This is a genomic window from Micrococcaceae bacterium Sec5.7 (genome assembly GCA_039636785.1).
Classification (GTDB): domain Bacteria; phylum Actinomycetota; class Actinomycetes; order Actinomycetales; family Micrococcaceae; genus Arthrobacter.
Window position 1 is genome coordinate 1,019,016 of the sequence record CP144169.1, and the last position, 25,541, is coordinate 1,044,556.

The 25,541-nt window shown below is 60.5% G+C and carries 20 protein-coding genes and 4 pseudogenes; 9 read left to right on the forward strand and 15 right to left on the reverse strand.

Going from position 1 to position 25,541, the window contains the following annotated elements; translation table 11 throughout:
- Window positions 1-12 precede the first annotated feature (12 nt).
- Both V3C33_04710 and V3C33_04715 read left to right on the forward strand, forming a co-directional pair.
- Window positions 13-899, forward strand: a pseudogene (locus V3C33_04710) (IS3 family transposase).
- 384 nt (window positions 900-1,283) lie between these two features.
- Window positions 1,284-1,586: pseudogene (locus V3C33_04715) on the forward strand (integrase core domain-containing protein).
- 168 nt (window positions 1,587-1,754) lie between these two features.
- Here the strand turns inward: V3C33_04715 and V3C33_04720 are convergent.
- Window positions 1,755-3,020 carry an MFS transporter gene (locus V3C33_04720; protein ID XAS68607.1) on the reverse strand — a complete coding sequence of 422 codons (1,266 nt, stop codon included), beginning with the start codon at window positions 3,018-3,020 and terminating at the stop codon, window positions 1,755-1,757.
- 64 nt (window positions 3,021-3,084) lie between these two features.
- Between V3C33_04720 and V3C33_04725 the strand changes: the two genes are divergently transcribed.
- On the forward strand, window positions 3,085-4,131 hold the full coding sequence (locus V3C33_04725; protein XAS68608.1) for a LacI family DNA-binding transcriptional regulator: 1,047 nt from the start codon (window positions 3,085-3,087) through the stop codon (window positions 4,129-4,131).
- A 157-nt stretch (window positions 4,132-4,288) separates the two neighbouring features.
- Window positions 4,289-5,389, forward strand: coding sequence for an IS30 family transposase (locus V3C33_04730; protein XAS68609.1), 1,101 nt, complete (start codon window positions 4,289-4,291; stop codon window positions 5,387-5,389).
- 41 nt (window positions 5,390-5,430) lie between these two features.
- Here V3C33_04730 and V3C33_04735 read toward each other — a convergent pair whose 3' ends face one another.
- Together V3C33_04735 and V3C33_04740 are read right to left on the reverse strand one after the other, a co-directional pair.
- A complete protein-coding gene (locus tag V3C33_04735) occupies window positions 5,431-5,922 on the reverse strand; it encodes a GNAT family N-acetyltransferase (protein XAS68610.1) in 492 nt (163 codons plus the stop codon).
- Between the two features lie 82 nt (window positions 5,923-6,004).
- A complete protein-coding gene (locus V3C33_04740) occupies window positions 6,005-6,544 on the reverse strand; it encodes an AAA family ATPase (protein ID XAS68611.1) in 540 nt (179 codons plus the stop codon).
- Between the two features lie 514 nt (window positions 6,545-7,058).
- Here V3C33_04740 and V3C33_04745 point away from each other — a divergent pair.
- Window positions 7,059-7,475 carry an META domain-containing protein gene (locus tag V3C33_04745; protein ID XAS68612.1) on the forward strand — a complete coding sequence of 139 codons (417 nt, stop codon included), beginning with the start codon at window positions 7,059-7,061 and terminating at the stop codon, window positions 7,473-7,475.
- Window positions 7,476-7,755: 280 nt separating this feature from the next.
- Here the strand turns inward: V3C33_04745 and V3C33_04750 are convergent, their stop codons facing one another.
- The gene (locus V3C33_04750; protein ID XAS68613.1) at window positions 7,756-8,811 is read right to left on the reverse strand and encodes a CU044_5270 family protein; all 1,056 of its coding nucleotides are present in this window, start codon (window positions 8,809-8,811) and stop codon (window positions 7,756-7,758) included.
- Entirely contained in the window at window positions 8,777-9,373 is a 597-nt protein-coding gene (locus tag V3C33_04755; GenBank protein XAS68614.1) for an RNA polymerase sigma factor, read from the reverse strand. The genes V3C33_04750 and V3C33_04755 overlap by 35 nt, the downstream gene beginning before the upstream one ends.
- A gap of 320 nt (window positions 9,374-9,693) precedes the next feature.
- On the opposite strand from V3C33_04755, the gene V3C33_04760 reads away from it, so the two are divergent.
- The 3 genes and pseudogenes from V3C33_04760 to V3C33_04770 all read left to right on the forward strand — a co-directional run bounded on the left by V3C33_04760 (window position 9,694) and on the right by V3C33_04770 (window position 12,757).
- A complete protein-coding gene (locus V3C33_04760) occupies window positions 9,694-10,968 on the forward strand; it encodes an MFS transporter (protein XAS68615.1) in 1,275 nt (424 codons plus the stop codon).
- 212 nt (window positions 10,969-11,180) lie between these two features.
- Window positions 11,181-12,046, forward strand: a pseudogene (locus V3C33_04765) (IS3 family transposase).
- Between the two features lie 378 nt (window positions 12,047-12,424).
- A pseudogene (locus V3C33_04770) lies at window positions 12,425-12,757 on the forward strand (IS3 family transposase).
- A 415-nt stretch (window positions 12,758-13,172) separates the two neighbouring features.
- Here the strand turns inward: V3C33_04770 and V3C33_04775 are convergent.
- The 7 genes from V3C33_04775 to V3C33_04805 form a co-directional block, all read right to left on the reverse strand.
- The gene (locus V3C33_04775; protein ID XAS68616.1) at window positions 13,173-14,030 is read right to left on the reverse strand and encodes a ribokinase; all 858 of its coding nucleotides are present in this window, start codon (window positions 14,028-14,030) and stop codon (window positions 13,173-13,175) included.
- On the reverse strand, window positions 14,027-16,204 hold the full coding sequence (locus tag V3C33_04780; protein ID XAS68617.1) for an ADP-ribosylglycohydrolase family protein: 2,178 nt from the start codon (window positions 16,202-16,204) through the stop codon (window positions 14,027-14,029). The genes V3C33_04775 and V3C33_04780 overlap by 4 nt, the downstream gene beginning before the upstream one ends.
- A gap of 102 nt (window positions 16,205-16,306) precedes the next feature.
- Window positions 16,307-17,194, reverse strand: a complete 888-nt coding sequence (locus tag V3C33_04785; protein ID XAS68618.1) for a carbohydrate ABC transporter permease — start codon at window positions 17,192-17,194, stop codon at window positions 16,307-16,309.
- Window positions 17,191-18,150, reverse strand: a complete 960-nt coding sequence (locus V3C33_04790; protein ID XAS68619.1) for a sugar ABC transporter permease — start codon at window positions 18,148-18,150, stop codon at window positions 17,191-17,193. Before V3C33_04790 ends, V3C33_04785 begins: the two co-directional genes overlap by 4 nt.
- Window positions 18,151-18,161: 11 nt before the next feature.
- Window positions 18,162-19,532 carry an extracellular solute-binding protein gene (locus V3C33_04795; GenBank protein ID XAS68620.1) on the reverse strand — a complete coding sequence of 457 codons (1,371 nt, stop codon included), beginning with the start codon at window positions 19,530-19,532 and terminating at the stop codon, window positions 18,162-18,164.
- Window positions 19,533-19,657: 125 nt separating this feature from the next.
- On the reverse strand, window positions 19,658-20,665 hold the full coding sequence (locus tag V3C33_04800) for a LacI family DNA-binding transcriptional regulator (GenBank protein XAS68621.1): 1,008 nt from the start codon (window positions 20,663-20,665) through the stop codon (window positions 19,658-19,660).
- Window positions 20,666-21,509: 844 nt separating this feature from the next.
- A complete protein-coding gene (locus tag V3C33_04805) occupies window positions 21,510-22,082 on the reverse strand; it encodes a recombinase family protein (protein XAS68622.1) in 573 nt (190 codons plus the stop codon).
- A 172-nt stretch (window positions 22,083-22,254) separates the two neighbouring features.
- Between V3C33_04805 and V3C33_04810 the strand changes: the two genes are divergently transcribed.
- A complete protein-coding gene (locus V3C33_04810) occupies window positions 22,255-22,725 on the forward strand; it encodes a GNAT family N-acetyltransferase (GenBank protein XAS68623.1) in 471 nt (156 codons plus the stop codon).
- Window positions 22,726-22,838: 113 nt separating this feature from the next.
- Here V3C33_04810 and V3C33_04815 read toward each other — a convergent pair whose 3' ends face one another.
- The 3 genes from V3C33_04815 to V3C33_04825 all read right to left on the reverse strand — a co-directional run bounded on the left by V3C33_04815 (window position 22,839) and on the right by V3C33_04825 (window position 25,520).
- Window positions 22,839-23,630, reverse strand: coding sequence for a GNAT family N-acetyltransferase (locus V3C33_04815; GenBank protein ID XAS68624.1), 792 nt, complete (start codon window positions 23,628-23,630; stop codon window positions 22,839-22,841).
- Window positions 23,631-23,724: 94 nt separating this feature from the next.
- Window positions 23,725-24,108 carry a hypothetical protein gene (locus tag V3C33_04820; protein XAS68625.1) on the reverse strand — a complete coding sequence of 128 codons (384 nt, stop codon included), beginning with the start codon at window positions 24,106-24,108 and terminating at the stop codon, window positions 23,725-23,727.
- Window positions 24,109-24,320: 212 nt separating this feature from the next.
- Window positions 24,321-25,520 carry an IS110 family transposase gene (locus tag V3C33_04825; protein ID XAS68626.1) on the reverse strand — a complete coding sequence of 400 codons (1,200 nt, stop codon included), beginning with the start codon at window positions 25,518-25,520 and terminating at the stop codon, window positions 24,321-24,323.
- Between the last annotated feature and the right edge of the window lie 21 nt (window positions 25,521-25,541).

Here is a 25,541-nt window from a genome sequence, read left to right on the forward strand (position 1 = left end):
GAGAACAGCAGCATGTCTGCGTCACGTCGTACATTTACCCAGGACTTCAAGGACGATTTGTGCCGTGAGGTCATCAGCACTTCCAAGCCTGTCGTAGAGGTCGCCAAGGCCTATGGCGTCGGGGCCGAGACCCTGCGTCGCTGGTTGATCAAATACCGTGAAAGCAATGGCGGTACCGAGACCCCGGCGACCGTTGCCGATGTGGCCAGGTTGAAGGAACTGGAGAAGGAAATCCAGGACTTGCGGGCTGAGAATCTATTCTTGAAAAAAGCCAGCGCTTACTTCGCGAGGGAGCAGCGGTAGTGAGCAAGTATGAATACATTGATTCCCAGAAGAATGACCCGTCCGAGACGAATCCGGTGACGAAGATGTGCCTCTGGCTGGCCGTCTCGACCTCGGGGTTCTACCACTGGCTCAAGCGCCCGCAATCGGCCACCGCGGCCCGCAGGGACGCCCTGGCAGCCCGTATCCACCGCTTCTTTGACGATTCCGACGGCACCTACGGGTACCGGCGGATCCACGCGGACCTGGCCGCCGCCGGGACCGAGTGTTCAGCTGAACTGGTGCGCCGGATCATGCGTGATGAAAATCTCATTGCCTGCCAGCCGCGGCCCTTCCGCAAGACCACCGAAGCCGATGCCAAGGCCGGCGCGTTGATCCCGGATCTGGTCAAGCGCGACTTCACCTCCGAGGCGCCCGGGGTCAAGTTCGTCGGGGACATCACCTACATCCACACCTGGCAGGGATTCATTTATCTGGCCACTGTCATTGACTGCTATTCCAAGCGCGTCGTGGGTTGGGCGGTCGCCGACCACATGCGCGCCGAACTCGTCGAGACCGCGCTGCGCAACGCCGCGGCAACGACCCTGATAGCCCCTGAGGCGATCTGGCACTCGGATTAAGCCGAGGAAATCGTTAAGCCGAATGTCGGGCTTGTTGCGACGTCGTTTCGGGACTCCGGGGTAGTTTTCTCGGCTTAACGATTAGGCGCTCTTTGGCCCCTCTCCATCGCGAAGGTATCCCCACCGTTTACGCCTTCATACATTCGTCACGCTGGGCATGGCGAAATATGGCTGGATACCGCCGATTCCTCCATCAGCCAGTCTCACTGACGAGAATTGGTCTGGCGACAACAACCTACAAAAGTTCGACACTCCAGATGACCCACGAAACATTAAGCCGAGGAACAAGGCACAAACCCCCGGAAATACGGGCCCACAGAGCCAGTCCTCGGCTTAACGACTTCCTCGGCATAATCAGAGTTAAGCCGAATTCGGCTTAATTCAGACCGTGGCAGCCAATACACCTCCGCCTCCTTCCGGGCCCTCGTGGAGGACCTGGGCATGCGTTCCTCGATGGGGCGCACCGGCGTGTGCTGGGACAATGCCGCGGCAGAATCGTTCTTTTCCGCCCTGAAAAACGAGCGTGTCTACCGCACCGTCTACGCCACGAAGGAGCAGGCCCGCAAGGACGTCATCCGCTACATTGAGGGCTTTTACAACAGCCGGCGCAGGCACTCAGCACTCGATTACCGATACCCCAACGACGTCCACTACAGTTACCAACAGCCGGCACTGGCAGCGTAAGAGAAAACACCAACTCCGCTGTCCGAAATCCCCGCAGCAGCCCACACCTCACGGTGGAGGAAGTGCCCTGTGTCGTGCGTGAAGCCGTAGAAAGTTTCCCGCCAGAAATCTGTGTCGTGATCAGAGACCACGGTGAGTTCGTTCGGGTTGTTCTCCCATTGGGCTGGTTCATTCAGCCAGATCATGTTCTCGAGCATCATCATCCTGTTTCGGGTGGTGGGCGGTATTCGCGGTATTCGCAATGTGCGGTGGCGAGGAGGGATCGGTGAGCTTCCGCCGGATCCGCAGGAGGACCGGCGTGAGGGCAAGTAGGACCGCACACAGGGCCGCTATGGCGGCCATCGCTGCGCGCAGTCCGGCGGCTTCGGACCACAGTCCTACATAGACGGGGCCCAAGAGGAATCCAAGATAGGAAATCGTAGTGAGTAGGGAAGTTGTCCGCCCGCGGGTGGCCTCTTCGGTGGAGCGCGAGACGATACCCAGCAACGTTGGGTACAGCACTGCTGTGCCGGCGGCGGCTACTGCCAGTCCGATCAAGGCCACGATAACGTTCGGCGCGGCGGAGAGCATTGCTGCACCGACACTGGCCGCGGCGGCACCGAGGACCAGTGTTCTTGTTGCGTAGGCCGGTTGTAGTCCTCCGGTGCTGAAGCGTGTGATGGCGACGACGGCAGCGAACACCGCAGGAGCGGTAGAACCCAGGGCCGCCCCGGTGCCGAGTTCGTCTTCGAAGAACACGGCCGCCCAACTCTGATGGGCATTCTCACTAGCAAAGGCCATCGCCCCAAGAATTCCCACCAGCAAGATCGCCAGAACAGGGACACCTGAAGCGGGGTCGGCGCGGCGATGACGCAGGTCGCCCGTTTCCGCCCTAATGCGTTGTCGATCGCTGGGCACTTCAGCAGAAGAAGCATGGAGCAGATACCCGCTGACGATCATTGACGCGGCAACGACCAGGACGAAGGAGAAGGTGGTGCCGGTGCCCAGCGCAGTCAACAGTCCAACAACAAGGCTGGAGACCACCACGAATGCGGAGAACATGCCATGGGAGCGGGTGATCACTGGTGTGGAAGCAAGCTTTTCCGCGGACCCTGCCGCCGAATTGATCGCCACGTCGGCTGCCCCACTGGCCGCACCAACCAGGAGCAACCCGAAGCACAGGCTGGCGAATCCCGTTGCGGCAAGGGCCACGATCAGTCCGGAGGCCCCCAGCAGAATGAGTGTGACGGCCGCGGTGATCCGCACTCCGAAGCGGTCAATGATCCTGCCGGTCAGAAGCATCGCCGGCAGCGCCCCGGCTCCGATGAACAACAGTGCCGCGCCGAGCTGCCCGTCCGAGATGCCGGCTTGGGACCTGATTCTTGGAATACTCGCACCCCAGGTGCCCCAGAAAACACCGAACGCTGCAAAGGACGCATAGGACGCCCACGCCAACCTATGAGCGGACTGCGATGAGGAACGAATCATATGTGTAACGATACACAAGTAGGCTGGTCCTATGTCACCTGCAGCACCGGAATCCAAAATCACCCTCAGTGAGGTAGCCCGCGAGGCTGGAGTCTCGGTGATGACCGCTTCCTACACCTACAGCACGCCCTCCCGCGTCTCGGCAGCGTCCCGGGAGAAAGTCCTTACCGCCGCCGAGGTGCTCGGATATCCAGGGCCCGACCCCAGCGCCCGGTCGCTGCGCACGGGAACCAGCGGCGCTCTCGGGGTCGTTCTGGGAGAGACCCTGTCTTACGCCTTCGATGACCCCCAGGCGACACGCTTTCTTGCCGGGATCGCAGATGTCTGTGCGGAACATGGTTTGGCCATGACCATTCTCCCGACCAACGGATCTGCTGACGATGATCAGCGCATCCGCGCAGCAGCGGTAGATGCCTTCGTTGTGTGGACCACGACGGACGATGACCCGGTACTTGAGGCCCTTGCCCTGACTGGGAGGCCAACCATCATCCATGCCGGACCAAAGAAAAAGGCATTCGGTCTGGTGGGCATCGACGATCGCGCCGCTGCACAAGCGGTCGCAGCATTAGGCCTACAACAGAGCCAACGCCCTGCCATCATCACCTTTCCCTTCACCAAGGAAAGAGTCGAGATGATCAGCATGGGTCCTGACCCGGCGACAGCGACGTTCCCCGTCACGCGTAACCGGCTCCTGGGATACCAGGACGCACTCACCGCGGCAGGGTTCCAATGGGAGAATGTTGAAGTGGCTTCTTGCTCCATCAACAGTTTTGGTGAAGGAGCACGAGCCGCCGGCCGATTGCTGGCTCGCCCGAATCCTCCAGACACCATTCTCGCGATGAGTGATGAATTAGCCCTGGGAACTTTAGAGGCCGCATCGAAAGCCGGCATTCACGTTCCAGGGAGCCTTGCCGTGACGGGCTGGGATGCCTCCGATGCCGCGTCAGTGAAACAGGTGACCACCGTTCAACAGAACCTTCGCCAACAAGGCGCCGCATGCGCCCTAGCCGCCATCACCGGCGCTTCTTCACCCGCACCACACTCATGGCAACTCATCACCGGAAAAACAACACGATAAACACCGGAGCTTGTCCTGGGGTGACCCGCATCCAACAGTGTCCGGTAGAGGATCCTTGGGTTCTTGCGGTGATTGCAACACTTAGCGGATGGGTGTTGTCATGGCGGGGTATTCAATTTATTTGAGGCCGGATCTTTTGCAGGTTTTTTGGTCCGGGATGCAGGCGGGTGATTTCATCACCGAAGCCGTGGCTCCGATCAATACGAGCCGGCGGACTGGGCGCCGGGTTCTCGCGGAGGCCGGGGGTGTCAGGCCCCGGCGGGGCCGGGATCTGAAGGGCCGTTGCCTGACCTTCGCCCAGCGAGAGGAGATCGCGGTGCTGCGCGCCCAGGGACGATCATTGCGGCAGATCGGGGCCGTGGTCGGCAGAGCGGCGTCGACGGTGTCCAGGGAGCTGCGGCGCAACTCGGTGGCAGGATTGCCCTACCGGGCGACGTCGGCTCACGCGCTGGCGTATGAGCGGGCTTCGCGGCCGAAACCGGCGAAACTGCACACCAATCCGGTGTTGCGTGCGAAGGTGGAAGGGGACCTGAAAAAGAAGTACTCACCGGAGCAGATCGCAGGACGCCTGCAGGTTGAGTTTCCCGATGAGCCGGAGATGCGGGTGTCACCTGAGACCATTTACCAGTCCCTCTACGTTCAGTCCCGCGGAGCACTCAACCGCGATCTGGCCGCGTGTTTGCGCACCGGGCGGGCTATCAGGCAGCCCTGCAGGAAGGCCGGCCAGCGGAAGAACCGGATCCCGGGGATGATCAATATCTCCGAACGCCCACCCGAGGTTCAGGACCGGGCCGTGCCAGGGCATTGGGAAGGGGATTTAATCATCGGCAAGGGGAATCAGTCCGCGATCGGGACGCTGGTCGAGCGGACCACCAATTACACGATGCTCGTGCACCTGCCGGACGGGTACAAGGCCGAGCAGATGCGTGATGCGCTGACCGCGAAGATCAAGACGCTCCCCGAGGCGCTGCGGCATTCCCTGACCTGGGATCAGGGCATCGAGATGCAGGACTGGAAAACCGTGAAGATCGACACCGGCATCGAGATCTACTTCTGCGACCCGCACTCGCCCTGGCAGCGCGGCCTCAATGAAAACACCAATGGCCTGCTGCGCCAGTATTTCCCCAAGGGCACGGACCTGAGCATCCACAGCGCCGCAGATCTCGACTGGGTTGCCCAGGAACTCAACGACCGGCCGCGGAAAAGACTAGAGTTCAGGAAACCGATCGAACTGATCGAAAACCTCCTGTTGCAATGACCGCCTGAATCCGCCGATCCCTCACCGTACTCCGTCGCATCTCAGGGACGGACCATCCTGATTTCTGGCAGCTCGCTCCAGTCAGGCGGCAACAGCTTGCGCGCCCCATCCGGACTGAACCCTGACTTTTGGTAAAAGGCTCTGGCACGCGGATTGTCCTCAAGCACCCAGAGGTAAGCCGGAGTATCGCCGATGGCGGCTTCCATGAGGTGGGCGCCAAGACCCGAACCGTGGGTCCGGCTCAAGGTATAGATCCTATAAAGCTCCGGGATGCCCGCCATATCAGGGTCTCTTCCCGGGCCCGCGTCTGCCACTCCCACTACTGTTCCGGCCTCATCATGGGCCACGAGCCGGGGGTCTTTGCTATCCAAGAACGGCCTACGCTGATTCACACGTTCCGTAATACTGTTTCGGCGGCTGGCAAAGAATTGCGATGGAAGCAAGTGTCCGTAGCATTCCTCGTGGGCAGCCGTGTGCATCCTGACTATGGCTTCGGCGTCAGCAGGCGCAGCCTGGCGAATCCTGTAGGGCATTCGTTCAGACTAACGAATAGCCGCGGATAACGTCACGTTGCTATGAGGACGCCAAGCGCCCAAAGCACTCGTAAGCCGATCCTCAACGGGGCAGCGCATCGACCGAGAGCTGGCTCGCGAGGTCACGTGCGCAGTCATCGGTTGAGCGATATGTGGTGTCGACCTCTAAGTCATAGACAACCCCGGCGTGCACGCTCAGGGCTTGCTGTCGCGCCATACCTTCTACACGGTCGAGGCGTTGTGCCTCGCGGGATGCGGCGACGTCCGGGTCGCAATGCACTCCCACCCAGATCAGGTCCGCTTCGCCGAATGTTGACCGGATACGCTCCTGGCCGGCATCCCCAGAGAGAAGGACCTCATCGAGGATCAAGTGGGCCCCTGCCCGGGCCATAGCGCTGAGTCCGGTATACCAACTGCGCTCTAAAGCCCGATGCTCAGTGCTGAAGGCGATCGTGCCGCCCTGCTCATAGGTAATTCCTGCGCGCGGGCTGTCACCCCCGCCAGGAAGGGCATCGATGAAAGTGTCGACGCCGAACGTCAGCCAGATGCCCGGGAGGATTTCCTGAAGCGCTCTGGCAATTGAGGACTTGCCGGAGCTCGATCCGCCGTTCAGCACGATCACTTGGGGATTCCAACCGGTAGACACCCCACGAGCCTAGCCAAGAATCGAGAAGCAAGCACGCCCGTAAGCCGATCCTCTTACGGGCTCCACTGTGCGCCGAATAGCGTTGCAAAAAGGCCGCCATTTATCGCTGAAAGTCACAGTTAAGTTCGTTTGGCGGTTAAATCGCAGCTTGAAATGGCGGTTTTGCCGTTCCGTTTGCGGAACCCTGAGCGGGCGCCTTCTCGACTCGTGTCAGCTGTGCGCGGCTGCTGCTGCAACAGTCAGCGGGTCCACCTCTGGTGACACGTCCTCTGGCCAGCTTCAAGACAAAGCCGCTGCGCTCGGATAGGCTCCCAGCAGCGTCCACCTTCAAGGGAGCACAATGAAGCGCACTCGGGTCTGGAAATATGGCGTTCCTCTCGTCTTGATCGGCACATTAATGACATCTTGTGGAGCCCAGACTTCGGACGGACAAGGTTCTGCCGTACCGGCTCCTCCCTCGACCAGCCTCAGTCCCGCTCCGACCATCCCTATGAATTCCGCTACCTCCCCGACTAGCTCCACCCCGCCCCAGCCCAGCTGCGCGTCGTTCCTGTCATCGGTCCCGTGTGCCATATATGCCAGCACTTCCGGAACAGCGGGTGGCAGGGATCTGCCCTGGGTGGCATCGGGCAGCCTCAGGGTTGAGCTGAACTCCGTAAACGGGGACCTTTACCTGAGCGTGAGGACCGATTGCGCGCCCATCAGCGGGCCAGTTGAAATCACCGGGGACACCATGACTGCCGGTGACATTGCAATCGGCGCTATAGGGTGCCCCGAGGAGCTCGGCCGGCGAGACCAGTGGGTCCTGGAGTTCCTGAAACGTCCAGTCAACATGACATTCGGCCAGGACACCCTTCAGTGGAAGAGCGGAGCAGACACACTCAGCTTCAAAAGCGCCGCTTCCTGAACAGAGGGAGGTGCCGTTTTGTGTTGCTGCTGTATTCCTGACCGCGGTTCTGAGACGGTCCCGGGCCCAGGAAACGCTGTGACTGTTGGTTCGGAATGGCGGTTTTTTCACAGCTCGGTTTGGCGGTTTTGCGATCGCGTTAGGGGAGTCCAGAGAAACGGCCGGTAACCCCCAATGGTGACCGGCCGTCTCGGCATTGTTGTAACTCTGGTTGAAAGATGACCCTGTGATTGTTGATCGAGGGATGGCCGCCTAGGCGGCCATCCCTGGTCGTCAGAGCTCAGGGCGCAGCGTTCACCACGGACGTCCGCACGGATGTCCAGGACATGACAGTTCCGGCAGGGTTGTCAGGGTAATCTTTCTGCAGGACGTTCCGTTCCCCGATCACCAGGCCTGAGGCGGGATCTATGATGAGCTCCTGCCGGGATCCTCCATCCGGGGATGGGATGCCGATGGCGGTCCCGGTCCTGCCGTCAACTGTTGCCTGCTTGTCCACGACGGTGACGCCGGTGATGAGCGCGGCCGCCTTGTAGAGGGCGGCGCGCACGTCGGCGGTGAGGACTCCGCTGCGCAGGCCGTCCGCGATCGTCACGAAGGCCTCTATTTCGGGAGACTTCCCTGAGCCCTTTGTCCGCTCATAGATGACGTCCAGCAGCGCCCGCGGATCCCTGGGCAGACTACTGGCCTCGGTGAGAGGCGTGCCCTTAACGACTGTTTGCTCGTTCCCGTAGAACGCCCCTCTTGGGGCACGAAGAATTCCGACCAGTAGGGGCCGTCCTTCCGTCGGCTGTGCTTTCCTAATTTCGGCTTCTACTGCCTTGGCCGCTTCACTGGAGAACTGAATAGGGACACGGTCTTCACGGTTCCAGACCCATTCCCCCTCGCGGTCTGCCGGTACATAGACCTGGCCCCCGGTCTTCTCCAGCCAGGACACGCTTCCCCCAATACCCCCACTGCTTGCGCCGTAGACGGCGGTTGTTTCGATCTTCAGGTACTGGCCGGGCCCAACGACCGGGTCGGAGGTCTGGATGGTTGCCGCCGCGGCGTTGTTCAGGACCTCGGCTGCTTCGGCAGTCGCTCCCGGACGGTTGGGCAGGACGACATCGGCCGCCACGATCGCGCCGACGAGAAAGGCCGCGGCTGCCGAGGCCATCACGATGCGGCGCCGGACGCGGATCGGGCTCACCGTGGCGGGGGCACGCGTGCTCGTGATGCTCTGGGGACGGGAAGCGGAGCCGACTTTGGCCATGAGTTTGGTGCGGCCGCGGGCCAGCGTGGCCGGCGGGGCGGAGCCGATGTCGCTACGCATTTCGCGGAGCAGTTGCAAGTCGTTCATGGTCGTTCTCCGTTTCATCAAGTATTTCGAGGTTGAGCTGGGTTCGCAGTGTTCGGCGGGCGCGGTTCAGGCGGGATCGCACGGTTCCCACAGGGACGTCCATGGCCAGGGCGATGCCCTCGTAGGTCAGATCTGCCCAGGCGTAGAGCAGCAACGTTTCGCGGTCGATGGCGGCCATGGATTTCAGAGTGCGGGCGATGCGTCCGGTCGCCACAACCGCGTCCACCTGGGCGGCAACCCGGTCCGAGGCATCGGCCACGGCTTCCCGTGATGCCGCCTTCGCTGTGGTTTTCAGCATCTTCGCTTCAGCACGGTGGTGCCGCCGGAGCAGATTCGTGGCGATCCCGAAAAGCCACGGCCGGGCGTCATCCCTGTCGAGGTCGTAGGTTTCCAGCTGTTCCCAGGCGACCAGAAAGGTTTCGGATGTGACGTCGTCGGCGGCGAAGTCGCCGGCCCGTCTGGCGGCGTATCTGTAGATGACTGAAGCGTGTCTGTCGTACAACTCCCCGAAAGCTGCGGGGCTGTCCCGGGACCGCCTGATGATGTCGCTGTCTGTGTTCACACTATGTATTGCCCGTTGGCCGCAAAAGGGTTCACGGAGCTTCCCCTTCTTGACGCCCACTGGATCTCCATCGAAGCGTACCGGTGACCGATACGGGTGAAGACGGCTTCTGACATTCCGTGCAGACGACTTCTGAAACTGACAACTGTCCGAGGTGAAGAATGGTGGACACTTGATGTCTCAATAAGCTAAAGATTCCTAAGACAAACAAGCATCAAACCACCGAACGCGTTAGCGTAGGCTCATATCAGAGGATCGATGATGAGCCTTGAGTCAGGGAGACATCCTCCCGGGTGGGTGGGAATCACGAAGGGGATTTTGTGACCTCGTTTTCCTACGCGACCGTTCTTAAATCTCACGGTGTGTCACCCCGACTTGCAGCCGTATTTCTCAGCGCTGTACCGATCGGCATGTTGGCGCTGACCATGGTACTAACAGTAGAACGATGGACCGGTTCACTAGCTGCGGCGGGAACGGTAAGTGCTCTCTTTAGCTTGGGCAATGCCTGCGGGCTGGGTTTCCAAGGTGCCCTCATGGGCCGTCTGGGTTCCCGGATAGTGATTGGGATCGCGGGTGGGGCCTGTGCAGCAAGTATCGCTGCTTTCGTGATGATAGGAAACGCCGGTGGGCCTGTATCGCTGATTGCGGCACTGGCTTTAATAGCCGGTGTTAGTATTCCAGCGGTAACGTCCGCGGTGCGGGCGGTTCTACCGGAACTTCTGGATGGAGAAGACGACAAGACAGCTTCATATGCTCTCCTTTCCGTCCTTTTCCAAGCCGCAGTAACCATTGGCCCCCTCATCGTCAGTGCCTGTTTGATCTTCGCGACTCCTGATACAGCCGGAGTCATCGCTGCCGTTGTCATCGCAGCGGCTTGTCTTCTGTTCGTAAGACAACAGCCCCCGGCTCGCCCCCACGTCAAACGTGATGAGGTATCCTCGAAAAAACCAAAGTGGCCATCGGGCCTGGTCACTGTTCTGGGGACGACTTCCGCAATAGGAGTTGTATCCGGAGTGTTCATAGTGGCATTGCCCGCGATAACTACGCGCGCAGACGCCCCGGCACTTTCCGGTTTGTTGTTTGCATTCCTAGCCATTGGCGAAGTCGTCGGAGCATTCGTCTACGGCGCACGCACATGGCCTTGGCCCAGACGTGAGCAGTTGGGCGTGTTCCTCATCGGAGCCACAGTGGTTTTCAGCCTGGCAGTGCTTGCATCGCTATGGCCGTATTCGCTGGTCCCAGCAATGTTTCTTTGCGGCATGGCAATCGCACCGATCTCGATCATCCTCTCGACACTTCTCGATGATGTCGTTGAGCCCGGTGAACTAGCCAGAGCGTATTCCCTGATGGTCGCCGTGAGCCTGGTCGCGACGGCCGCAGCATCAGCTCTGACAGGTGCCTTGGCTTCGATCGCCTCTTCGCCGATGCTACTGCTCTTCATCGTCCCAGCTGCGATCAGTTTCTCTTATGCGTGGAGCCGATGGCGGCGGGACACTCTTCTTTCGGGTGCCAAGTCGCCAGCTAGTTCTTCGGCTGATGTGTTGCAGAATGAACTGCCGAATGCATCTTTCGAAAGCGGTCGTCAGGATATGTAGCCTGCCATGGCTTAGTTGGACCGACAAAATGTACGATTCTATTCTCCGTTAGGATTTGTTGTTGCTGGCTGTCGGGCAACCTTTTTCGATCTTCGCCCAGCAAATAATTCCACTGAGAATCTAACCTGAACCAGCGTCCGTCTGGGTCTGCCCAAGGTTTGATTGACATCTGATTTGTGAGTTTTTGGCTCGCAAGTGAAAGGATGTTGAACATGCCTAAAGCTTTTCCTGAAGAGTTCCGCCGTGATGTGGTCGCGGTGGCCCGCAAGGGCGAATCATCCCTGGTCCAGATCGCGAAGGACTTTGGTGTTTCCCCGGCCGCCCTGCATCGGTGGTTGAAGATCGCTGACGTGCAGGACGGGGTGGTTCCCGGGGTAACGAAGGAAGAATCCGTCGAGCTGCGTGAGGCGAAGAAACGCATCAGGCTCCTCGAGCAGGAGGCGGAGGTGATGCGCCGGGCGGTGGCGTACCTCTCCCGTGATGTCAACCCAAAATGATGTACCCGCTGGTCCTTGAACTGGCCGCCCCGGAAGCCCCTGTGCGGGTGCCGGTCGCGGTGACCTGCCGGGTACTGGGATTCTCCCGCCAAGCCTTCTACCAGTGGTGTGCGAACCCTGTCAGCGATCGGGACTGGGAGGAAGCCCACCTGGTCAATGCCGCCTTGGATGTCCATGCTGAGGATCCCACGTTCGGGTACCGGCTAATCCATGACGAACTCGTCCACGAGCTGGGGCTGGTGGCTTCCGAGACCAGGGTGGGGCGGCTGTGCAGCGAGAACAGGATCCTCTCGGTCATTCACCGCCGGCGCGGCACGGGAAAGAAAGCCGGCCCGCCCGTCCACGACGACCACGTCCGGCGCGACTTCACCGCCACGGTGCCGAACCTGTTGTGGCTGACGGACATCACCGAGCACCACACCGGCGAGGGCAAGCTGTACCTGTGTGCGGTCAAGGACGTGTTCTCCAACAGGATTGTGGGCTACTCCATCGATTCACGGATGAAGGCCTCCTTGGCTGTTGACGCGCTCCGGGCCGCGATTAGTCAACGCGCACCGCAAGGAACCCTCATACATTCCGATTATGCCGAGGAAGTCGTTAAGCCGAGGACTGGCTCTGTGGGCCCGTATTTCCGGGGGTTTGTGCCTTGTTCCTCGGCTTAATGTTTCGTGGGTCATCTGGAGTGTCGAACTTTTGTAGGTTGTTGTCGCCAGACCAATTCTCGTCAGTGAGACTGGCTGATGGAGGAATCGGCGGTATCCAGCCATATTTCGCCATGCCCAGCGTGACGAATGTATGAAGGCGTAAACGGTGGGGATACCTTCGCGATGGAGAGGGGCCAAAGAGCGCCTAATCGTTAAGCCGAGAAAACTACCCCGGAGTCCCGAAACGACGTCGCAACAAGCCCGACATTCGGCTTAACGATTTCCTCGGCTTAATCCGAGTTAAGCCGAATTCGGCTTAACTCTGACAGAGGCTCACAATTCCGGTCCAAGAAATACACCCGCTTGATAAGCACAGCGGGCTTGCAGGGCTCCATGGGACGGGTCGGGGCATGCGCAGACAACGCCGCCATGGAAAGTTTCTTCTCCCTGCTGCAAAAGAACGTGCTGAACCAAAAACGCTGGGAAACCCGGGAGGAACTACGCCTGGCCATCGTGGTCTGGATCGAGAAAACCTACCACCGCCGACGCCGCCAACGACGACTCGGCAAGCTAACACCGATCGAGTTTGAGACAATAAACAAGACCTCTCAACCGGTCGCCGAAATATCAGCCCAAACTGTCAACTAAACCTTGGGCAGACCCCTCATGGGTCTCGCCGTAGGGGATGTCAGAATCCAGTTCCACAGTGAAGTGGCTGTGACTGTGGCGTGTGATTACGATCCCCTCTCTTCGCCGCTCCGTACTTTGCCTTTGGGCCCTAACAACGGCTTCCTCGATCTGCTGCTCCATGTCTGCTGAAGATATGGCGTGTATGACGCAAACAACCTCGTTCATATTCGGTCTCTCTTAGAGTTCTTGTCTGTTTCGAATCCAGCCACCGTCGTTGCCGTGAGGTCGACACTCCGATGCGGAAGGCGGGGCGATCGGCTGGGTTTGCTCCCGATCGCCCCGCCCGCTTCGATGTGAGGTTCCTCCAGATGTCTTTCAGTATCTGCACATACTCAGGCCTGTGCCGGGGTAACTGAGTGGTGCGGCTCCACCTCTACCGGGCGAGGCGATCCAGTTGAACGATTCGGGCAGCTTCGGCGTTTGCGTGCGTGACGGCGTCGATGAGCTCGGCACCGAGGGCAAGGTGGGCGGCGAGGGTGCCTGTGAAAGTATCGCCAGCGCCTGTCGTGTCTTTGACCGGAACGTCCAGTCCTGGGATGTGACCTGTTTGTCGTTGGTCGACTACCCATGCCCCGCTGCTGCCACCCGTTACTACAACGGACTTTGCTTGGGCGGCCAGTAGTTGTGCAAGTTCGGATCCTGTATGAAGACCGTGCGCGGCGCCCAGCAGTTCCTCTGCTTCGGTTCGGTTCAGGACGAGGGGGTCTGCGGATTTCAGGAGGACCGGAGGAATGTCCGCCACTGGGCTCGGGTTCAGGATAAACCTGGCATCGTTCTTCACACACCAGCTTTCGGCGGCTGCTACGGATTCGATCGGGATCTCAAGCTGACACATGACGACGCTGGGTCCTTCAGCTGTGAGTGCCTGACCGACGTGGTCAGGTTGCAATGCGCTGTTCGCCATCGGGAGCACGATGATGGAGTTCTCCCCTTCGGGGGTGACGACTACAATGGCGCGCCCTGTTGGAAGGTCCACGCGCCGCAACTGTCCGATGCCCACAGCGCCACTTAATAGCCGATCGGTGAGGTCCTTGCCCGCTGTGTCCGTCCCGACAGCTCCGATGAACGACGTGGTCGTGATCCGTGCAGAGGCGGTGGCTTGGTTGAGGCCCTTGCCGCCGGGGGTCTCGGAGTAAGCAGACCCAAGGACCGTCTCACCGGCTTCAGGGGGCCGGCCAACTTCAATGACAAGGTCAAGGTTGGCCGATCCGACTACGGCGACGTTACTCACAACGAAGCGTCCGCTTCGATCTGCAGGTCCATACGGGCCACCTCGGCTTCGACCGAGGGGACCAGAGGTTCAACGTTCACCTCGTCGCAGCCAACGCGACCGGCCTCGCAAGCAACTGCCACCCCGCCTGTACGCAGCGGTCGCAAGTCATCCGAAGCCGAAAGCATAAGCGTCCCGTCAACGAATCCGTGCAGGCTTCCCCCGTTCACTTCCAGCCGTAGGCGTACCTGCTCCTCGGGGCGCCAGTGGAACGGGGCCCGGGCGAGGACGCGGTCTTCCCCGTCGCGTTTGATCAGCTGCAGTTCGCCACCGCGGTCGCACCGCAGGAGGTAATACCGCTGAAGGCCTTGCACTCTGGCGGCAATTCCCATGCTGTCAGCCATGTGCGGGGTGAGTGCGGCCTCGACGGCATAGTCCTGCCAGTCAAGTGACCCCGTAATCATCACGCGTCGTTCTCTGGTGTTTGCGATGAGACGGAAGCTTTCAGGCCATTGCCATTCCTGGTGATCCAGGTTGTCAACCCAAGCGCGGCGCCACATGGTGCCGCCGTCGGCCGGCCGGCGCAGGCTGATGGTCGGGATCCCGGACCAGTCGACCCGGTCAAGGAAGAGGCGGGCGATCTTGCCGGGGCGCGGCCGGACCATTATTCCGATGTCGGCGATTGGCTGGCCTGAGGTGTCGGGAATGATCCAAGAGAGGGAGTTCCGTCCTTCGGTGACGGCCTGAGCCGGCCCTTGTACCTCCACCAGCTCGTCCTCGCCGTTGTAGTGACGCACGAAAGCGGTCACGTCGGTGATGGTGTCGAAGTCATCGGAGGCGACGAGGAACTCCATTGTCATTTCCTGGCCGCTGTAGATGGTCGGAGAGACGTCAAGGGCGTAACCGCCTGGCATTGTGCGGGCTTCCGGGGGAATGAACGTTGGGGTAGCAACCGATATTGGTTCGCTGCCAGTAATAAGCAGCCCGCGCTCCCCGGACGAGTCAGGGAGCTCTGCGTTGCACACCGATCCCGCGCCCGGAACAGTGAACCCCTGCATGGACCCGGGAAAGGAGAAGTGGAACCGAGCGCCGTTTTTCGGAGCCAGGGGTTCGAGCCCGACTGCGGCGCGGGCAATATTGGTGATCCGCAGGGATTCCAGAACGACGTCAGTTATTCCGCTTCCGGCGTCGGCAGTTGGCACGTAGATTCGGTCGGCGACGGGGCCGCGCCAGTCGTGCCCTGCCTCGAGTCCCGCGAGACCGTGCATGATGCCGATCAAGCATCCGAGATTGCCGGAATTGCAATCGGTGTCCCATCCTGCGGTGTTGACGATCATCATGGATCGGGAGAAGTCGCCGTTTCCGTAGAGGAACGCAAGGATGATGAGACCGTGGTTGGGCACCATGTGGCAGTTACCGCCATAGAGCTCGTAACCGTAGCTGGCCTGGAGGTTCTCCCGGGCCTTCCGCCAGTTCGGTTCCGTGTCGTGCCAGCGGCGGATGTCCGCGATCATCATGGCGATGACGCTGTCGGTCGGGATCTGAGCCAGGCCCGCTTCGATAATGGTGTTGATGTCTGCTGTTGCAAAAGCCATCGATTCCATGGCCGCAAGCATTTGTGCGCCGTAGATCGCTTCACCGTCGTGGCTGACGGTGGAGGCCCGTCGGGCGAGTTCGGCAGCGAGTTTGGGGGACCCGGGTGCAATCATCGCCCAGCCGTCGATGAAGATCTGTGAACCGATTTGCTCGGCGACGGTCTTGCTGTTGAGTTCGATGGAGCCGGAGTAGGGCGGCTGGTAGCCGTCCTTGAGGCGCATGTATGCGGTGTGTTCTGTGGAGTTCCCTACACCGCCCCACCAGAGAACTGACCGGTTCTCGATCAGGTAATTGAGCCAGCATGCGGCGACGTCCATCGCGCTGGTGTCGTACCCCCGACCGCTGTCTTCAGCGGCACGGAGGAACGTCACCGTTCCTGCGATGTCATCGTCTGTGACGATAAGCGGCACGCCCAGCTTGTCGTGCACGTAGTACTCGATGTCCCCGAGTCGCTCTTGGATGCTTTCATAGGTCCAGTTTTCGACGGGACGTCCGAGATACACGCCGATGACTTTTCCGAGCAGGCCAGCATAGACCTGCTCAGCGTATCCCGCTCCAGCTATGATGCTGGGGCTCTCGTTGATTGCGTTGTCGTTCATTAAGTTGCTCCAGTTGGTGGATTTGGTTCGTCTGTCGACGACGTCCGAGGTTGTACCAGGCGTCGGAGGGCGCCGATGGTCCGGGGTGGAAACGGCCGTGGTCTATCCCTTGAGGCCGCCAGATGCCATTCCACTGATGAAACGTCGCTGCATCAGAAGGAACAGAATGACGACGGGGATGATCATGACCACACCGGCGGCGTTCACAAGCCCGTAGAGTTGCGTGTTCCCTTGGCTGAACTGCAAAAAGGCTGCTGCGATGGGGAGTTGGGATGGGGTTTGCATGAACGTAACGGCGAAGAAGAGTTCGTTGTAGGCGCCGAGGGCGGTGATCAGGCCGACCGTGAGGAATCCGGGTCTGGCAAGGGGCAGGATGACTCTCGTGGCGATCTGCCATTCGTTGGCACCGTCTATGCGGGCTGCCTCATCCAGCTCGCGGGGAAGGCCGACGAGGAAGGTCCGCAAGAGCAGGGTCGCGAATGGGGTGTTGAGCGCGATGTAGATAATGATCAGGCCGGGCAGGGTGTCAATCAGTCCAAGGTTTGACCAAAGGAAAAAGAGCGGAACGAGGAAGAGTTGCACGGGTAAGGAAATCACGATGAAGAAGTATGACCCGAAAGCTTTCTTGAAGGGCAGGTCCAGTCGCGCCAGTGAGTAGCTGGCCAGGCCGGCGCAGATCCACACACCGATGACAGTTCCGATAACGAGGACGAGGCTATTGAGCATGCCCTGGCCGAGGTTACCCGTTTCCCAGGCGGTGGAGTAGTTGCCCCAGTCGATGGTTTCGGGAGGTCCGAGTGGGTTCTGTCCAAGTTCCAAGCCGCTTTTCAGGGAGTTGAAGAGCAGGACGAGCAGGGGCAGGCCGGCGAAAAGGGCGAGTAGCGTCAGCCACGTGTATGAGGCCGGTGTGCGGCCTATACCGCCGGGGCGCGAATCGGATCGCTGGCTCTGGCGGCGCAGCCGACGCATGATGCTGGTATCTAGGCTCAATTTGTCTCGTCCTCATTTCGGCGGATGATGGCGAAAATCACGAGGAATGCTGCCCCGAGCGCTGACATCGCCAAGGCAATGAAGGCGGCATACCCGGCCTCGAGTGATCCGAATGCGGTTCGGTTCACCAGAAGGGATACGAGATCGCTCGACCCGGCCGGACCGCCTCCGGTCAGCGCGTAGGCGTAGTCAAAGGCCAGCAACGACCAGAGGGAGATCATCATGACAGCGAACATCAGGGTCGGTCTGATTCCTGGCAAAGCGACGTGCCAGAACTCCTGCCAAGCATTTGCCCCGTCGATGCGGGCCGCTTCGAAGCGGCTTCCGTCCACGCCCTGCATCGCAGCAACGAAAAGGACAACCAGGAAGCCCCAAAAATGCCAGTTGTCGACGAATGCGACGCTCAACAGGGAAAGGTCCGAGTCCCCGAAGAAGTAGATGTTATCCAAGGCGTGGATCCCAAACTCGTTCAGTTGCGGGGCGAGACCGGACACCGGGTCGAGCAGGTTTTTCCAGATCTGGGCGTTCACGACGCTTGCGATCAGGTAGGGGATGAAGAAGAGAACCCGAAAGAGAGTCACCCCGCGTCGGATGCGGGACAGCATAAACGCACCCGCTAGTCCCATAACCAAAGGCACGGAAAGAAAAAAGACCATATAGATGAAGTTATGTCCGATGGCATTCCAGAAGTCCGCGTCACCGGCCAGCCTCGCGGCGTTCGCGAAGCCGGTGAACTCTGGCGATGTGAAACCGTTCCAATCCGTGAAGGCGTAGTACAGGCTACTCGCCCCCGGCCCGCCTATGACGAGGAGGTTTACCGCAAGCGCGGGGAGAAGGAACAAGAACGCAATGGTGCGGCGGCGCCGGCGGACCGATCGTCCCATGCTGCTCACCCGCCTGGTCGGTATTTGTTCCACCATCGCAGGAGCCGGCCCATTTCTTTCAGTGATTGCCACGACCCGCATCGTCACTTTCCGGTTTCAAACAGAGGCGGAACGAGTCCGGCGGCCTTATCAGAACTGAACTCCTTCTCAATTCCGGCGGTGAAATCGCCCACGGAGAGATCACTGTTAAGGACCTTGTCGATGTGCTCGATAATGTACGTCTCTGCTTTCGCCCCGAACGATGTCCAGGTGACATAACCAACCCTCTTCTCTTCGGAGGCTTTGTTGATTGCGAGATATTGCGAGCTGTAGCGGGGATCGATGCCGGAGGGTACGTCTGAGGCCGTGAACTTGATGGGCAGCGGTTGCGAGCCATTGGCCTCCGCGGCGGACCACATGGTCTTCGTGTCCGAGTACATCCAGTCAATGTAGGAGGTGGCGGCCGGGATGTCCTTCGACTTCGCGTTCACCGAAATGGTGCCGCCTACGGCCAGCGGGTAGACGTCGCTGGGTACGCCCGGGGCAAGGGCTGGCAGCGGAGCCCAATCCCAATCGTTCGTGTTGCCGTTCTTTTGGAAGTACTCCGGGAGGGAGTATGTTTCCCAACTGCCCGAGATGTACATACCCGCTTTCCCGTCCGCGAAAGCGGCATACTTCTGCGGGTCCTGAGTGGAGAAGTACTGTTTCACTCCACCGCCGAAGTATCCCTTGTCGAAGTACTCCTTCAGCAGCTCGATCGAGGACACAATGGCCGGGTCGGTCCACGGAATCTTCCCACTGAGTGCGTCGTGCACTTTTTGCGGTCCTGCGACCTCATTCAGAAACGCCGACACGAGCCATTCCGTGCCGGCTTGGTATGACGCGTTCCCTGCGGCGAACGGCGTGATTCCCTTCGACTGCATCTCGCCGGCCAGGGTTTCCAGTGAGGCGCGGTCGGTCGGAGGTTTCCACCCGTTTTGAGCAAAAAGGGTCTTGTTGTAATACAGCACGAGACTCTCGTACGACGTCGGCAGCGCTACAAGCTTGTCATTGAAGTACCCCATGTCGAGCGCCCAGGGCAGAAGTCGGCTCTTCAGGTTGGACTTCTCGAGGGTTGGCGTGAGGTCCGCCAGATAGCCCGCTGAAGCGAACGGAACGACATTCGATGAACCCGGTGTGGGTATCAGGTCCGGCCCGGACCCGGCGGCCAAGGCGACTTGGATTTTCTGATCGATCGTATCGACACTGTTCGGAACGGCATTGATCTTCACCTCGGGATGGAGGGCGTTGAAGGGGTCGATCGCGTACGTCTTGTAGGTCGCTGCGCCGTCAGCGGACGAGCCACCGGTCGGGAGGGGGTACCAGAGAGTCAGGGCGCCCGCGACACCTCCTCCTCCCCCCTGGTTGCTTGGCTGGGTGCAACCAGTGAGCAGGACGGTGGCCCCGAGGCCAAGGGCCGCGATTTTCCACCCCATTTGGTGAGACTTAAAAGGGCGCTGCCAGGTAGTTTTGAGCATGATTTAGAGACTCCTTCGTCTTGATCGTGTATAAATCGCCACCAATAAGTGCGATTGTCCGGATAGTGCGTCTACGTGTACCTCTATGTGGAGTCGCGAGTGATGAGGGTGTTCTCGATTTGCACTTCCCGCGGGCGGCCCCTGTAGGCGCCGGTCATTCTCCCTACCAGTAGGTCTCCACTGGCTTTCCCGATGTCGCGGGTCGGGATTTGTACCGTCGTCAACCGCGGGGAGACGAGGGAAGCGGGTTCGATGTCGTCGTAGCCCACGACGGCGAGATCGTCCGGGATGCGGATGTTGCGCGCGGCAGCCAGGTCCATGGCCCCGATCGCAATGAGGTCGTTCGCGCACAGGACGGCCGTCGGCGGATTCGGTGCCCGCATTATCTGCTCCAGACCTCTGAAGCCTCCCTCCCGGGTGAACGTAGTGGCCGCGACGATGCCATCGTCATACTGATAGCCGGCTTGACGGAGAGCGCGGCGAAACCCATCGAACCGGCGCTGGGCGGGACCGACGTGCATCGGCGCGGTGATATAGCCGATTCGACGGTGCCCCTTGCGAATCAGGTGCCGCGCGGCGAGCATCATTCCGGCTTCGTCATTGGTGGACACGGTGTCCGCCTGAATCGCCAACTTCGGCCCTCTCTGAGACGAATTGATCACCACGACCGCTAATTCCGGCGCTGTGAGAATCCTGGATGGCACGGTCCCCAATAACGGGGCGATCACAACCCCGTCAACCTGACGCTCGATCACTTCATCGAAGAATTTCTCTTCTCGGTCCGGTCGGCTGTCCGCGTCGCAGATCAATGTCTGGTACCCGCGCTCGAAGAGCACGTCCTGTAGTCCCCGGGCCAGCGAGGGGTAGAAGGGGTTGCACAGATCCGGAACGATGAGTGCCGTGGTGTAAGTACGCCGGGTCCGTAGTGAACGGGCCACTTGGCTGGGGCGGTACCCGAGCCGCTCGGACGCTTCGCGGACCCGAACAATGGTCGCCTCCGCAACGTGACGCCTGCCACTGAGAGCGTGGCTCACCGTCGTTTCGCTCACACCCACGTCGAAGGCGACATCGCTGATACTGACCCGCGTCATGTCGCCTCTTTCCTCGAGCCATACCAATCGATTTGCATGGCTATACAAATACGGTAACGGCCGCTGAAACAGGAGCACAAGACGCAATGCTAAGCAAAATATGCAAAGTCCCAAACGGTGAGTCTTGGGCAGGGCCGTGCACCTCTCGCACTGATCGAGTTTCCGGTGGCATGCCTCCAGCCCCAACCGGAAATGAGGAATTGACGGCCATAGTTAGTTGGGGCTTGAGGACAAATGTTCGGGAAAGTCACGCTAAGCCGGTGGGGCCAGGTAGCAGAGGTTCTGGTCGGCATCGCTGTTACGCCGGGTCACGGCGCTGATGTGGAGCGTCGTCCGATGATTGTTTTGTTGAGGTGGCCGTAGATCGTGTTTAAATATCTTCGAGGACTACGAGGGCATCAGCAACGTCTTTCTTCGTCTGGTGGAGGACCTGCCTGTCATGTTGCTTTGCTGCGACCGGACAGCTATCCAGGCGGCAATGATGATGTCGGCGACGGTCACAATGGTTTGAGTCCCGTTCGCTGGAAACTCACCGGGCGGTGATGCCTTGCCAGTCCGTTTCCCGGCCTTCAAGCACAGGCTCAGCAGACGGCACTTAGTAGTGGACTTACCATCACTATTATTCGTCCCCTCGACGGTGCATGGACCATAGGCGCGCACCCAGTAAAGGTTCTCTTTGCGGACCGACTATCCCAGTGCAGATGACTTCTGACATCCAGTGCAGTCTGCACAAGCTGCCCCGAAAGTACGGGAGTTGTGCAGGCGGGTATGGACATCTGGTGTCCGAAGTCCCCTGCACAAAGCGTCACTTTGGGTCGGGAGTCGGCTCGCTGGCGGGAGCGGGTCACGTGGCCGGCGCGGCGCGCTGGATGGCCCGGTAGACGGTGGAGCGGGCGGCGCCGAAGAGTTCGGCGATCTCCGTTGTGGTGTGTGTGCCGCCCCGGTGGAGGCTGACGAGGTGTGCTTCCTGCTTTCTGGTGAGTTTGGGCTGTCGACCTCGAAGCTTGCCTTTGGACTTCGCCACCGCCATGTCTTCGCGGGTCCGGGCGCGGATGAGGTCGGATTCGAATTCCGCGACCATGCCCAGGACGTTGAACAACAGCTTTCCGACCGGGTCATGGGGGTTGTAGATGCTGCCGCCGATGTTGAGGGTCACGCCCTTGCGTGTGAGCTCGTCGGCGATATCCCTCGCATCAGGCAGGGACCGTGCGAGCCGGTCAAGTTTGGTCACCACGAACGTGTCACCGCCGCGGCACGCGGCGAGGGCCTTTTCCAGTCCGGGTCGGTCGCGTTTGGTGCCGGTGAATCCGTGGTCGACGTGGACCATCTCGGCGTCGACGCCGAGGGCGTGGAGGGCATGATGCTGGGCGGTGAGGTCTTGGGTGCTGGTCGAGCAGCGGGCGTAGCCGATGAGCATGCTTCGGACTGTAGCGTATAAGGCACCTTCATCGGGCATTAATTCGGGCAGGGTATACGGGAATCCGACAAGGGCGGAAACGCGCGGATGTGAAGAAGGCCAAAGAGCAGCGCCGGGCCGTCCGGTGGACGACCGGCTTACGGGCGTTCGCTGGGAATGATTGAATCAGGGGATGGAGATCCGTTCCTACGCTGAATCCGACGCCCCAGCGACTCTGAACGTGTTCCTATCAGCGGTGACCGAGACGGCGGCGCCGCACTACTCGCCGGAGCAAATCGCGGCCTGGTCTCGGCCGCAAGAGCGTGACGTCCATCAGTGGAATTCCGCGAGGAAGTCATTGAACACCTTCGTGGCTGACATCGGCGGCGAGGTCGCAGGTTTCTCCGACGTCAGCGATACCGGCTACATCGACATGATGTTCGTGGCCCCGAGGTTCGGCAGGCTCGGTGTAGCCAGCGCACTTCTTTCATATCTTTACGAAAGGGCTGTGGCGGACGGCACGGCCGCGCTGTCCACCAACGCGAGCATCACCGCACGTCCGTTCTTCGAACGACACGGGTTCATCGTGGTTGATGAGCAGCATCCCATCACCCGCGGAGTGAAAATGATCAACTACCGGATGACGCGGCGGCTCGGCCTCTGACCCGAGCCACTGGATGTCCTCGTGCTGCATCGCCCGGTAAGGGACCTTCTTAAGGGACGGGATTTCCTACCAGGACACCGGGCAGAACTGGCTGGGACATTTTTGTGCGCGGTTCATCGATTGAAGCGCCAGGCTGTGCGTTCGATGATGGTGAATCCCAGTTTTGCGAGGTTTCGGATGCTCGGTGTTCCGGAAGCCGCTGTCGCCGTGGCCAGCGGGACGCCTAAAGTTTCCACCAGTCGCAGCCGGTGGGCGAGGAGGGCACTTTGGGCTCCAGTGCCTCGCGCAGTCGGGAGCGTGGAGGCACCGCCAATTACCGCTCCGGTGGCGTGCAAGGACATGGCCGCCGCGGCGAGAGGCTGATCGTTGCGAGAAGCAATGAAGCCACGAATGATCGGAAGGGCGTGCTCCGCCCGGATCAAAGCCCCCACTTCCCTCGTCGCCGCGTAGCCGGCGTCAAGGAGGTCCAGAAAAACCATGGTCTCCTCTTTGGTCGAAACTTCGCGTATCTGCCACTTCTCGGCGCTCATTTCCGCTGTGGGGAAGTCAGTGCCCGGGCGGAGGTAGGTAAGTGGTCGCGCGGGTGCCGGTTTGTAACCTGCGACTAGCAGCCAGTCGATGAGTTCCGGCGATGGGAACGCTGCGACGATGGCTGGCCGACGCGGGTCCGGAAACCTTCTGAGTACGTCGGGCAGAACCGCGACTGACTGATCGGTGACTCCTTCAATGGCGTTGAGGAAACCATATTGATCCGCGGTTGCCATGCTTGCCCGTAATCCGCCCATGTGGAATGACTCGAACCTGCCCGGCAAGCCCGCGTCTGCCGCCGCGTCAAGGGAAGCCTTCTTGCGAGCAAATACAGCCAACTCCGCAGCTTCAACAAACTCTTCGAAAGCATCGGGCATATCTGAATCTTAACTCCCACCCACCTACAGCTGAGATGCCCTATTCGCTGTGGGCACCGTCCCAGGCGAGGATCCTCAAAAGGACACTGCAAGCCTAGGGATTGAACGTCGCTTTTCGTTCGGGGAGCATCGGCTGGTCGGCAGCTGACCGGACCATGTTTAGAAGTCCCGTGAGTTTTCGGTCCACCACTTCTTCGCCCCAGAAGAGCTTCTTATCGAAGTACCAGCCCAAGCGATCGTAGGCGGTCGCTGATACCCGCGTGTCGTCGCCGACGGACGTGAGGCGGACGTCAATGCCAACTGGTAATTGACTGGAGCCCAACGGTATCCCCAAGAGTCGAAACAGAAAATCTGAACCGGCGTGAGCTCGTATTCCGGATTCGATCTGGTTGGTCCGCAGTCCCGCTCCATCTAGAGAGGTCCGGATCCGCCCAGTTAAAGAGGCTGCGTCGCCCTCCACGTTGAAATCATCGTCCATCGAGTAGATCTTCACAACACCCCCAATTTCATGCCCTGATCCTACAAATCATGACTCCAGTATGGGGTCAGCGCCCGTTGATAGCTTGGGGGGTGTCCCTATGTTTTTTGTCAAGCAATTGGGACCGGTTTTCTTGCCGGGCGGGTCGAGTGGTTTTCGGGCAGGGCGCGCCGCACTGACAGGGTCATTCCGTCAGTGCGGCGCCGGTGCGGTTAGGCAGTTCGGGGTGCGGGCCCGTCGTAGAGTGTGCCGTCGCGGAGCATCGCGAACAGGACGTCGCAGCGGCGCCGTGCGAGAGCGATCAGGGCCTGGTTGTGGCGTTTGCCCTCGGCGCGTTTCCGGTCGTAGTAGGCCCGTGACAGGGGGTCTTTCAGCGCAGCGAAGGCGGAGAGAAAGAACGCCCGTTTGAGGCTTTTGTTGCCCTTCTTGGAGGGGTGGTCGCCACGGATCGAGGTGCCCGATCGCCACGTCACCGGGGCGAGCCCGGCGTACGAGGCAAGGTGGCCGGCGGTCTTGAATTCCTTGCCCGCAACTTCGGTGATGATGCGCGCTTCTGTCCTGACCCCGACCGCCGGAATAGACGTCAGGACAAGGTGAAGAGGGTGCGCCTCCACCAGCGCCTCAACCTGGGCGAGCATCTCATCCCGGGCGGTGCGCAGCTGCTTGAGCATGGCAGCGAGCTGCGGCAGGACGGTGCCTGCGGCGTTGGTGCCGGCGACCACGACAGTCTGCTCACCCAAGGCGGCGAACACCTCCTTCGCCCAGCCATTGCCGGCCCTGGGCGCATAGCGCGACAAGAGCGTCGCGACCCGTTTCTGGCCGGCCTTGCGGAGCTTGTCCGGGGTCGGGTACTTGATCAGCAACTCGGCCATGGCCGGATGGTCCAGGTGCTTGCCAATGACCCGTTCCAGGGCCGGGTGGACCTGGGTGAGCAGGCCGCGGATCCGGTTGGAAGTGGCGGTGGCCTGCTTGGCCAGGTCGTCATCAAAACCGCACAACATCGACAGCTCGGCGGCCTGCTCGTCGGCCACGACGATGGAGCGCAGCGTGTGCGGCAGGGACCGGGCGGCCTCGGCAATGATCGCCGCGTCGCGGGCGTCTGTCTTGGCCTCGCCCGGGTGCAGGTCCGCGATGCGGCGCATGGCCAGCCCGGGCAGGTAGCCGACCATGATGCCCTCGGACTGGGCCACCGCGACCGGCAAGGCACCAATGGTGGAGGGCTGGTCCACGACCAGCAGCACCCGTCCCTTGCCGGCGACGGCCTTGATGATGGAGCGGAGTTTTGCCTCGTCCTGGGGCAGCGCCCGGTCGAGGACTTTCTTGCCGGTTCTATCCAGTGCCACCGCGTGGTGATTGCTCTTGCCGACATCAACACCGATAAAGATGTCGACGAGTTCATGGTCCTTGATCAACGCAAACCTCCCAGAATTTGT